The sequence below is a fragment of the Methanospirillum sp. genome (genome assembly GCF_035406105.1).
GTDB lineage: Archaea > Halobacteriota > Methanomicrobia > Methanomicrobiales > Methanospirillaceae > Methanospirillum.
Genome location: NZ_DAONKG010000070.1, coordinates 1 through 10,659, shown reverse-complemented (window position 1 = coordinate 10,659; position 10,659 = coordinate 1). Strand labels below are relative to the sequence as shown.

Annotated in this window: 13 protein-coding genes; 4 read left to right on the top strand and 9 right to left on the bottom strand. The window is 51.3% G+C overall.

The features are described from left to right. Window positions 1–60 precede the first annotated feature (60 nt). Window positions 61–1,014, top strand: a complete 954-nt coding sequence (locus PLA23_RS05805; protein WP_324328544.1) for a malate dehydrogenase — start codon at window positions 61–63, stop codon at window positions 1,012–1,014. 50 nt (window positions 1,015–1,064) lie between these two features. On the opposite strand, the gene PLA23_RS05800 is transcribed toward PLA23_RS05805, so the two are convergent. Genes PLA23_RS05800 through PLA23_RS05790 form a run of 3 tightly spaced genes read right to left on the bottom strand, consistent with a single transcriptional unit; the run spans window position 1,065 to window position 2,134 of the window. Further along, window positions 1,065–1,322 (bottom strand): elongation factor 1-beta, encoded by a 258-nt coding sequence (locus PLA23_RS05800; protein ID WP_324328542.1) that lies wholly within the window; start codon window positions 1,320–1,322, stop codon window positions 1,065–1,067. A 4-nt stretch (window positions 1,323–1,326) separates the two neighbouring features. Beyond that, window positions 1,327–1,527: a zinc finger domain-containing protein gene (locus tag PLA23_RS05795; protein ID WP_324474383.1), complete on the bottom strand. Its 201-nt coding sequence runs from the start codon at window positions 1,525–1,527 to the stop codon at window positions 1,327–1,329. A gap of 7 nt (window positions 1,528–1,534) precedes the next feature. Then, entirely contained in the window at window positions 1,535–2,134 is a 600-nt protein-coding gene (locus PLA23_RS05790; RefSeq protein ID WP_324474381.1) for an amino acid kinase family protein, read from the bottom strand. Between the two features lie 45 nt (window positions 2,135–2,179). Here PLA23_RS05790 and PLA23_RS05785 point away from each other — a divergent pair, with 45 nt between their 5' ends. Continuing rightward, window positions 2,180–3,862: a phospholipase D-like domain-containing protein gene (locus PLA23_RS05785; RefSeq protein ID WP_324474379.1), complete on the top strand. Its 1,683-nt coding sequence runs from the start codon at window positions 2,180–2,182 to the stop codon at window positions 3,860–3,862. Here the strand turns inward: PLA23_RS05785 and PLA23_RS05780 are convergent, their stop codons facing one another. From PLA23_RS05780 to PLA23_RS05770, 3 genes are read right to left on the bottom strand one after another with little or no spacing between them, the layout of a single operon-like run. Continuing rightward, a complete protein-coding gene (locus PLA23_RS05780; RefSeq protein ID WP_324328534.1) occupies window positions 3,863–4,537 on the bottom strand; it encodes a cytochrome c biogenesis CcdA family protein in 675 nt (224 codons plus the stop codon). It lies immediately after the preceding gene. 4 nt (window positions 4,538–4,541) lie between these two features. Next, complete coding sequence (locus PLA23_RS05775) at window positions 4,542–5,102, bottom strand: TlpA family protein disulfide reductase (RefSeq protein ID WP_324328532.1); 561 nt, start codon at window positions 5,100–5,102, stop codon at window positions 4,542–4,544. A 51-nt stretch (window positions 5,103–5,153) separates the two neighbouring features. After that, a complete protein-coding gene (locus PLA23_RS05770; protein ID WP_324328530.1) occupies window positions 5,154–6,413 on the bottom strand; it encodes a GntP family permease in 1,260 nt (419 codons plus the stop codon). Window positions 6,414–6,504: 91 nt separating this feature from the next. Here PLA23_RS05770 and PLA23_RS05765 point away from each other — a divergent pair, with 91 nt between their 5' ends. After that, a complete protein-coding gene (locus PLA23_RS05765) occupies window positions 6,505–6,870 on the top strand; it encodes a hypothetical protein (RefSeq protein WP_324328528.1) in 366 nt (121 codons plus the stop codon). Here PLA23_RS05765 and nadC read toward each other — a convergent pair. From nadC to nadX, 3 genes are read right to left on the bottom strand one after another with little or no spacing between them, the layout of a single operon-like run. Next, window positions 6,857–7,702 carry a carboxylating nicotinate-nucleotide diphosphorylase gene (nadC, locus tag PLA23_RS05760; RefSeq protein WP_324328527.1) on the bottom strand — a complete coding sequence of 282 codons (846 nt, stop codon included), beginning with the start codon at window positions 7,700–7,702 and terminating at the stop codon, window positions 6,857–6,859. The genes PLA23_RS05765 and nadC overlap by 14 nt on opposite strands. Beyond that, window positions 7,699–8,601, bottom strand: a complete 903-nt coding sequence (gene nadA, locus PLA23_RS05755; RefSeq protein ID WP_324328525.1) for a quinolinate synthase NadA — start codon at window positions 8,599–8,601, stop codon at window positions 7,699–7,701. Before nadA ends, nadC begins: the two co-directional genes overlap by 4 nt. Continuing rightward, a complete protein-coding gene (gene nadX, locus PLA23_RS05750) occupies window positions 8,598–9,356 on the bottom strand; it encodes an aspartate dehydrogenase (protein ID WP_324328523.1) in 759 nt (252 codons plus the stop codon). The genes nadA and nadX overlap by 4 nt, the downstream gene beginning before the upstream one ends. A gap of 64 nt (window positions 9,357–9,420) precedes the next feature. On the opposite strand from nadX, the gene PLA23_RS05745 reads away from it, so the two are divergent. Next, a partial coding sequence (locus PLA23_RS05745; protein ID WP_324474376.1) for a radical SAM protein occupies window positions 9,421–10,659 on the top strand: 1,239 nt, incomplete at its 3' end.

Sequence of the window (10,659 nt, the reverse complement as noted above, 5' to 3'; positions counted from 1 at the left end):
CCCTGGAAAGGGCTGCAATGACCGATCGACTGATAACATGTCCCCAATACTCTGATTCTTATGGCAAAAGTTGCGATTGTTGGTGCAACCGGAAAGGTAGGCCAGTATGCAGCACTGTCTATCTCACGCATTCCGTACGTACGTGAGGTTCAACTCTACGGACGGCCAGGCTCGGAATCGGTCCTTGAGGGGGTGGCACGGGATCTTATTGATTCATTTGCTGCAACCGGAACAGACAGCCATGTCAGCTGGAGCTGTGCCATTGAGGATCTGAAGGGATCTGATATCATTGTCTTTGCCGCCGGGATTGCGAGAAAGCCGGAACAGACCAGGCTGGATCTCGCAGTAGAGAATGCCAGAATTGTCAGGGATTTCGCACAAAAGATCGGAACTGTCGCCCCTGGATCATTTCTTATGATGGTCACAAACCCTGTGGACATCATGACTCATGTTGCATTGAAGTATTCGGGGAAAAAACCAAATGAAGTCTTCGGACTTGGGACACATCTTGATTCAATGCGACTCAAATCAGCGATTGCGTCATTCTTTCAGGTGCATGTCAGCGAGGTGCATACCCGTATCATCGGTGAGCATGGCGACAGCATGGTGCCTCTCTGGTCTGCAACGACTATCGGTGGAATCCAGATATCCAACCTGCCCAGTTTTGCACAGGTACCAATTGAGGATATCATGCATCAGGTACGGTCTTCTGGTCAGAAGATCATCGCATCAAAAGGTGCCACGGTCTGGGGACCTGGCGAGGCAATTGCCACACTGATTCGGACCATCCTTGGAAATGAAAACCGTATCCTTACAGTATCTGCATACATCAAAGCCGAGGTGCATAACATCGGGGATGTATGTATCGGTGTCCCTGCGAGGATTAACCGAAGCGGAGTGTACCCGGTTCCCATTCGGATTGAGCCTCTTGAGGTCCGGAACTTTCAAAACTCGGTTGAAAAGATCCGCGGAATCACCAGAGAAATCTTCACAATTCTTGAGAAAGGGGAGTAGAATTCCCCGGTATTGAAACGTTTTAAAAAGCCCCTCTGCAGATTACACAATTACACAAGGGTTGATTCAACGATTTCTGCCCGCTCAACGCCTTCAATAGCGTTCAGAGTGGTTTCAATAGTCTCGGTCTGTCCCTCTGCGTCAGGAACAACGAGTGCAACCTTTAATGCAACAAGTCCAAAGCCGATGGGCTCCTCCCTGATATCCTGAACACGGGGAAATTTTTCCTTGATGGTTGCGATAATACGCTCCCGGTTGACCTCGGGAGATTCCGGCATAACCTTGATAATAAGCGCTACGTCTCCCATGATCTCATGGTCCCCGAAGGCCGCAGGTTGGGCAGATGTACTCTACGCTCTGTTCTCTGCACCGGTAACACCGGCGAATGGTGGCCCCGCATGCCGGGCAGCCGAACTCTACAGAGCCCTGTTCTGCCATTGGGCCGTTACATGACGTGCAGTTTGTTCTACTCATATTCAGACTTCCAAAAAGCTGCTTATCTGGTTTCTCCATCAAGACCTTAAATGGTACCGCCAAAGCCGGTCCCCATCACCGCATCACCTCTTAGAAAACCGGCAAGTCTCGCATAGTCAGAACCCCGGATTATATATCCCTCGATATGGTGATCAAAGATATAGGGGATGAATGCCGGATCAAGATCATCTGTTTCCATACCTGGTTTTAGCATCAGCACTGCTCCTTCAGATGCCCGGATATAATCAACTGATTTCAGGAGGAGAAGTGGCACACTGAGCAGACGGGCATAGTAGGCACTGATGGTATCTGAGGTAATATCCCAGGAATGCGGAAGGGGATCGGTATGGACCAGGTGAGTATAGGGAAGGAAGATATGGGGGACTCCTGTCATCACCGGTTCATGGGTGATCGGCATCCCATATGAAGAGAGTACCCAGCCGTACTGATCCATTGCTGCGATTGCCATAAAATGCGCTGCGGTGTCTGAAATCTCCTTTTGACGGACGAGATCGGCAAAAATGCCCCCGCCGGGAATGATCAGGACATTCCTTTTACTCTCCCGGATCGTCCTGATAATCCCTGACGCATATTCTATCAGACTGCCTCCTATCTTGATGATCAACGGTCTATCCTGGTCAGACACAATGCAGTACGTTCATGTATCAATGACCAATAAACCCTGATCCCCATGTACCACCCTCTTGCTCTCCTGCTCATATTCATACTTCTCGCCCCTGTATCAGCCGGCCCATATTTCCTTGAAGTGTATCCGGATACCTGGATGAAGGGAGATGAGGATGAATACATCACCATAGGCTGGGATGATCTCCCTGGTCCATGCACAATATCAGACGGGGAAGGAACCATCACGCTTCTGCCCGGATATTCCGCGTCCCGGTCCTGCACCATAGCGCGCAATGGAGAACAGTACAAACAGGTGTGGGGGGAGTATCCTGCCTGGGAGATCATTGACAGTACTCCTGCAATCCCACAGGTGACCGTTCAGGGCCGGTTTCAGCTCTCAAATAAGAAGGACGACCTGACTTTGAGCAGTCAGGGGATTATCTGCGATACCGTTACCTGGCCGGGAACATTTCAGCCAAGAAAAGGTCAGATCCACATCAGGTCGCCGGACGGCCGGTGGGACACCCGCATCCTCATGGCTGGCGGGACACGGCTTGTCCCGAAGACCGTTGAGAATGTAACCGGGATCGGGTTTGTATCACCTGACTGCTCCAGGCAGGTTCTGGAAGAGACTATCAAATCAGCAAAGCAATCCATTCTTCTCAACATCTATGAGTTTACCGATGCCAGGCTTTCAGATCTTTTGTGTGATGCTATAAACCGGGGGGTGAAGGTATCCGTCCTGCTTGAAGGCGGACCAGTCGGAGGTATGCCGGCCGAGGAGCTTTCGATCATACAGAAACTGAGTGATGCAGGCGCAGAGATCATGGTCATGGAGGGAGCAGGTGAAGTCCATGCCCCGTACCGGTATGATCATGCCAAATATCTCGTGGCAGATGGCATGCGGGTGCTTATTACTACAGAAAACTTCAAGGAACATTCCTTCCCTCCTGCCGGGTACTCAGGAAACCGTGGATGGGGAGTGGCCCTTGATTCGGTGGAACTTGCGTCAATTTTCACAGCAGTGTTTGATGCTGATTCTGACGGCCCGGGGGTACGGACCGCACAGGGACGACCGGGAAGCATGGAGGAGCCGGTTACGAAGCCCTACAGGCCGGTCTTTGTTCCGGTATCCTTTACAGGAGCCTCAGTAACACCAGTCTTCTCACCTGATACGAGCATCCTGGTTGCTGATCTGATCAATACAAGCCGGAGCAGGGTATGGATACAGCAGGCATACATAAAGGAATATCCAAAGAATGGAACCAACCCATTCCTTGCAGCAGCAATAGATGCAGCCAGACGGGGTGTTGATGTCAGAATCCTGCTGGACGGATACTACTACAACATCGAAGGCGAGCAGGACAACGATGAGATGGTCACCAGTCTGAAGACATTGGCAGCACAGGAGAACATTCCATTGCAGGCTGAGATCCTGTACCCTGAAAAGGCGGGGCTTTTGAAGGTTCATACGAAGGGTGTCATCGCTGATGATCAGGTTCTGATATCAAGTATGAACTGGAACGAGAACTCAGCCTGCTTTAACCGGGAGGCCGGAGTCATCATCCGGAGCAGTGAGGCTGCCTCATACTTTGCATCAGTCTTTCTCACAGACTGGGCAGGGAAAAAAGAGGTCAAAGCGGCAAGGGGACTGCCTGAAACCGATACCGGATGTATCCAGATGATAACCCTTGCAGGAGTGCTGATCATTCTGATACTCCTCTATCGCAGATATCACCGCACCTGATCAGAGGTGTTCTGCAAGGAACACAAAGATCAGGTAATATACGGCAACCATCAGCATCAGAACCCCGGCAATCCGGTTTATCAGCAGGTGATGGGAGGTAAAGAACCGGATACAGGTTCTGCTTTTTTCCATGGAGAGTGCCGAAAGCAGCAGGAGCGGACTTGCCATCCCAACCCCGAACAGGACGAAATTGATAAAATTGGCTATAAAATCAGCCGTTGTGGTTGAGATTGCGAAGAGCAGAATGATTGAACCCGGATTACACGGGAGAGCAACCAGCCCAAAGAATGCGCCAAAGAGGATCGCAGTAAGAACGGGAGTTTTCCCAACCGGTGTTGAGATCATAGGGAAAAACCTGCTGATATCAAATCCGGCAATCATGGCAATACTCATGGCGGCGAGGATGCAATAGATCGCAGGCCCGAGAATTTCCAGAACATCGCCGGTAGACATCTTAAGAATCGATACAAAAAGCAGGCCAAACGCGAACATCGCAAAAAGCACCCCTCCGGTAACAGCACACCCAAGGGAGAGGGTTGAACTCCCCCCCGACTTTGTACGGCCCGCCAGAAAAGCGAGGTAGCCAGGATAGAGCGGGAGGACACACATCGCTCCAAGCGGAGTATACAGACCGGCCAGAAATGATATCGCCCAGATTTCAGGAGTAATGTCCATGATATTATGAGCAGAGTTCGTCAGTTGCCCGTTTCAGCGTATCTGCACTAAATACGCCGTCCTCAAGGTAGGTGGCTGACTTCCCGCAGATGATGATGGTCTGGGGGATTGACTGGATAAATCCCGGCCCATAAGCCTGAATCAGACTCCGGGTCACATCGGTGGGAGCAGTGGTAAATATTCCCTTAAAGTTGTTGGACTCCTGATGACGTTTCACCTTTGCGGCATTGTCATTGGGATCAACATCCAGTGCTACAACGATATACGAATCCGGATACGCAGTCTGCAGCTTGGTCGACTCCAGCAGTTGCATGGAGCAGCCGGGGCACCAGACGGCAAAACTGTGGATGATAACCGGCTTTCCCTGCTCCGCAAGATCCTGTATGGTAAACCGTTCCCCGGTTGCGACATTTGTCATGGATGTGGTAATCCATGCAAGTTCAGGGGATGTGGTTTTAGAGTACGTGATACCCGAACTTTCTTCACTCGCCAGGCACCCTGTACAGAGCAGGGAAACAACAAGAATGCCATACAGTACCGGGAGTATTGTCCGGTGGTAATTCATACAGAAACATCTGATGTTCCTTGTTCATATACTTCAAGGAAAAAAGGGGGATTATCTGATCGGCATCAGATACTGGATAAGCAGGGCGACGAGGTAGGTGGCGATTCCAAAGAATATCTGTGGGATCGTATATCGTTTAAATACCGTTTTTACGTCATCCCCGGTTGTCCGGTGTAAGAGCCAGAAATAGGGATCGGTTACAAAGCAGACGAGGCCTGCACCACCGATGATCATCAGGAAGAGGGCCAGCGGATTGAGCATGGATGGAATAACCGTCGTCGCCAGAACCTGGGCGGTCAGGTATGATGTCACAATCCTGGAGCCCTGGGCGGTCTGAATGAGGGCAGCAAGGACGAAGGGGAAGAGAAATATCGGCAGCGATGATGCAAGCAGAATGGATGCATCAGCCGGGAAACTGCTCTGCTGGATGATGTATCCAAGAGCCCCTGCACCGCAGATGTCAAAGATGACAACCCCCCCGTGCTTTGCTCCAAGAACCCAGCCGGTCCATCTGATCTCCTGTTTTGCGGTCGCAACCGCGGTTGCCATTCCTGCCAGCATGATAAACTGTAAAAGGCCGGCATGAGTCAGACCCAGCAGAAGGTATCCGATAGGAATTGCAAGGAAGATTACCAGGAACGGTGCCCATGCACGGAGATGAAACGCCCCTTCCGGTCTCTTGTACCCGATCTGTTCATGAGTGATATCGGCAAAATCACACTCCCTCCTGATATACCAGATCATCGCCCCCACAAAAATGAGGGAAAGGGGAATTGCAACGAGGTTATAGAGAAGCGGTGAGTAATCAGGGGCAAATGCGTCAAAGAGAGTGTAGGTGACCGGTGTCGGGTATACATACGCAACCCCAAGAACTGAACCGATGGCTACAAGATAAATCAGGAGTGACCGTTTTCGTTCATCCGAGGTAAAGAACTCGATGACAGGGGTGAGGATGATAAATGCCGTTATCGGACAGGTTGACGGGACCGCAATAAGGTATCCGGCAATACCGGAGAGGGTCGGCGGTCGTTTGAGCAGGGTCCGCAGGTCAGAGACAATCTGCTGGATAAGTCCCTGCTCAGCAAGGTATTTTGCGATGACCGAACCGGCGAGGATGGGGATTCCCAGGCTGTTAAAGATACTGGCACAGCCGAGTGCAACCTGCTGGAATACGGTATCTGGAGCGGTTCCGATCATCAGACCAAAGGCGATTGCTCCACCGACAAGGGTGAAAAATGGTGGCAGTTTAAACCTGAATCCGATGACAGATATCGCCACCATCACGATAAGGAAGATCAGGATGGTACTCATTCCTTATTCTATCTGCAGGTGATCATATCAAAGGCTCTTGGTCCCTATCGCTCCTCATGCCTCATAGGGAAAGAGGGGTAACCTGTAAGGAATGATACTGCTTCACAGCCAGGAGAAGACCGCCATCGGGATTCTTATCCTTGTCACCATCATCTGCGGTGCCGGGACTTTCATGCTGGACGGTATTGGGAAAGATAAGCTCTCAAAAGAGTATCATGCCGGCCTTGCGGACGGGACCCTGGTGAACTGGGAAGGAGTTGTCAGCTCCGTGTATCATGCCACGGGAGGGAGTGTTATCATGAACGTATCTGGAGTCAGTATCTTCATCCCGGCATCAGCACCAGATATTCCGTACATACCGGCAGGAACTCCCATACGAATAACCGGTACCGTTCAGCACTGGAAAGGAAAAGAGGAGATAGTAGTGGAGGATGGAAAAGACATCAGCCTTTTATGATGTCAAGTGAGACGTCAGCATTGATGACCGAGTGGGTAAGCATCCCAAGGCTTATCCGGTCAATGGGAAGTGCCGCATAGATCGCAAGGGTATCTTCGGTAATCCCTCCGGATACCTCAATCATAACCTTCTCCCGTAGTCCGCTCCGGGTAAGAAGAGAGATGACCTGCGAGATATGATCCGGAGTCATATTATCCAAAAGGATTATGTCAGCTCCTGCACGGGCAATCATGAGGGCCTCGTCGATGGTATCTGCTTCTGCTTCGATCCGGTGATAGGCCCCGGAGGCTTTTGCACGCCGGATCGCCTCATCCACGCTGACCAGAACCCGGTGATTATCCTTTATCAGAATCGCATCAGACAGGGAAAACCGGTGGGGATCAGCACCCCCGATCATGGCCGCTTTCTTATCCATAAGGCGAAGACCGGGCGCTGTCTTCCTGGTCGCAGCAATACGGCAGCGGGGGTTAATTGCAGAAACGAGCTCCTGCATCCTCCGTGTCCGAGTTGCAATTCCACTCATGCGCCCAAGGATATTGAGCAGGGTTCGCTCGAGCCGAAGGATGGTATGTGCCTGACCGGTGAGGGTCACCATCACGTCCCCGTTCTGCAGGTTCATCCCGTCTGATCTGACAGATGAGACCGATAGCCCATACCATACAGCAAGACGGACCACTTCAGAGAGCCCGGCAAGGAGGAGGGGTTCACGAGCCGAGATCTCAGCAGTGCATACCTGGGGTTCAATCACCGCTTCAGATGTAATGTCTCCAAACGGACTGTCCTCTTCCACAAATGCAATCAGGTGGGGAAGGGGAATTTCAGGGAATGTCATGGAACCGTGAGCATGTATTCAAGGGAACGTCTGGCACCTTCCATGACGTCGGGAGGCACGGTAATTTCCCCGCTTAGATCCCGCAGACAGGCGATCAGGTTCTGAAGGGTCGTCTTCTTCATATCAGCACAGATGGCATCTTCCTTGCCGATGAAGGACTGCTCAGGACAGAGTTCGCAGAGCCGGTCAAGCATCCCAGCTTCAGTGCAGATGTACCATGCCTGACCGGTCTGTGCAATTTCTGCCATCTTTCCGGTTGATGAGATGTAATCAGCAAGATTCCGGATTTTTTCAGGACATTCAGGATGGGCTATGATCGGTATCCCTGCTCCCTTTACCTCCTGCAGATCCTCAGGATCAAACCGCATATGCACATAGCAGTGACCCTCTTCAGGGAGAGGAATGATCTCCTTTTCCGGGAGGACCGACTGGACATATGAGGCAAGGTTGGTATCCGGTCCGAATATGATCTGGGTCTGGGGGAGGGATCTGACGACCCTGACTGCATTTCCTGACGTGCAGACTGAATCCGAGACCGCCTTGCATGCCGCAGTGCTGTTAATGTATACAACCACTGCTGCCTCTGGATACTGTTCCTTTGCTTTCTGAATCATCGCGGGTGTTAAAAAATCGGCAAGCGGACATCCGGCATCAGGGTCAGGCATCAGAACCATCTTGTCAGGATTCAGAATACGAGCGGTTTCGGCCATGAACCTCACCCCACAGAGGACCAGGATCGGCTCTGTTGCGTTTCGAGCTGCAAGAGCAAGTTCAAGACTGTCTCCAATCACATCTGCAACGGCAAAAATCTCCGGGAGTTGATAGTTATGTGCCAGAATAAGAGCTTTTTTTTCAGATTTTAAGCGAAGTACATCTGCAATAAGATTCCGTTTGGTCACGATCCAATCACCAGGGGACTGTCAAGGTTTTTCAGAAGTGAGAGTACGGAGAGAGCAGCAAGATAACTGGTTGCCGGGTTCTCCGGGCTTGGATGATTGACAACGCGGATATTTGCCTCACCAAACTCACCCGTAACATAAATATCATGGATATTTTGATCAACCGCAGGATCTGCCCAGAGTTCCACATCCACATCATGCTCAGCAGCCAGCGCAAGTGCAACAGACACATTGATGTTTTTTGGAAACTGTTTGATACACTCATTTGCCTTGCCGCGAAATGCAAGGGTTCGGGTGGTGACCTGCATCCCAAGACTCTCAGGGCTTTTGGTGGTTTTAAGCAGGATTGAATCGATCCTGCTTATCTGCCCGACTTTCAGATTATCAAGGCCCATGATTGCCCCACTGGGAATATGGATCTTCTTTTTGTATTCCCGTGCCTTATTAATGAGAGCTTTTCTGAAGTAGGAATCTGACAGGGCACCAACAGAAAGGATGAGGATGTTTTTCCCGTTTTCAAGGACCTTCAGGGCATATTCCCTGACCGCAAGGACCGATGCAGCCTCCACGCAGATATCAAAATCCTGTGAGATGAACTCCTGAAAATCTGCATATGGAGGAGCCCCACAGATGCGGGCCAGTTCCTCTGCATGGTCCGGGAGGCGGTCATAGAGTGCCTCAACCGTAAATCCATCCTGGTGGGTTGCAATAATCCTGCCTACATTACCGCACCCGAGGAGCCCGATTCTGACCATTGCCTACATATATGCAGAATATGTTTTAAGGCGTTTGGTTCCTGAATGGTGAGAGCAACTGATCATGAGTACACCCGTATATCCCTTCAAAAATGGATATAAAATCAGATTTGAACCTGATGGTGCATGGGAACAGGCATTATCCGGACAGCGGGTATGCATCCGGACCTTTGGGTGTGCATATAATACCGGGGACTCAGATCTTCTGGCATCGGTTCTAAAAAACCAGGGAGCAATCATGGTATCAGATCCATCGATGGCTGATGCGGTCATTCTCAACACCTGCATCGTCATTGATTCAACCGAGCGGAAGATGTGTAAGGAGATCGCCGCATACCCTGGCCGGGAGGTCTATGTAACCGGATGCCTTCCGCTGGGAAGACCAGCCCTCCTTGAGAACCTGGCTCATATCAAGGTGATACATCCTGACTCTGTTCACCGGGCAGCGGCGGGTATTCCCTACTCGCATGAAGGGGCGGTTTCAGTCGTGCAGATCGGACCTGGATGTGTGGGATTCTGCCGGTATTGTATCACCCGGTGTGCCAGGGGCACCATTCGCAGTATTCCCCCGGGAGTGATTTATAAACGGATTGTCGGGGATGCACGGGGGGGAGCAGTGGAGATCCGCCTGGCAGGACAGGACCTCTCCGCATACGGCCGTGATACAGGAGATAAAACCCTTGCTACCCTCCTTGAAGGGGTTCCTCCGCTCACTGAACCTGCACGGATACGGCTTGGAATGATGAACCCTGCAACGCTCCTTCCCATCGCACAAAAAGTCGCTCATGCAATGAAACATGGTCCATTCTTCTCTTTTCTTCACCTGCCGGTTCAGTCCGGGTCTGACCATGTGCTGGATTTGATGGGACGCGGGTATCGGGTGGCCGACATTCTGAAAATTCTTGAGATATTCAGGTCTGATATGCCCGAAATACGCATCGCGACTGATATCATCACCGGCTACCCGGGTGAGACGAGTGAGGATCACCTGCAGACCCGGGAGCTTATACGCCAAATCTCACCCGCAATGGTGAATGTAACCAGGTATTCATGGCGGCCTGGAACAGGGATGACACGTGCGAATGAGCTTCCTGACCGGATCAGAAAGGACAGGTCACGTGAGATTATCCGGGAAGCATATGCAATGCTCCACGAGAAAAATGAGCAGAAGATTGGGACTGTGATGACAGGGGTGGTGACGGAGCGGATACGGCCTGGCTCCGTGATGGCGCGGTCCCGATCCTATGAGGGGATTGTGATACAGGAGAACATTCTACCAGGGATTTCCTGCACCGTGCTGATT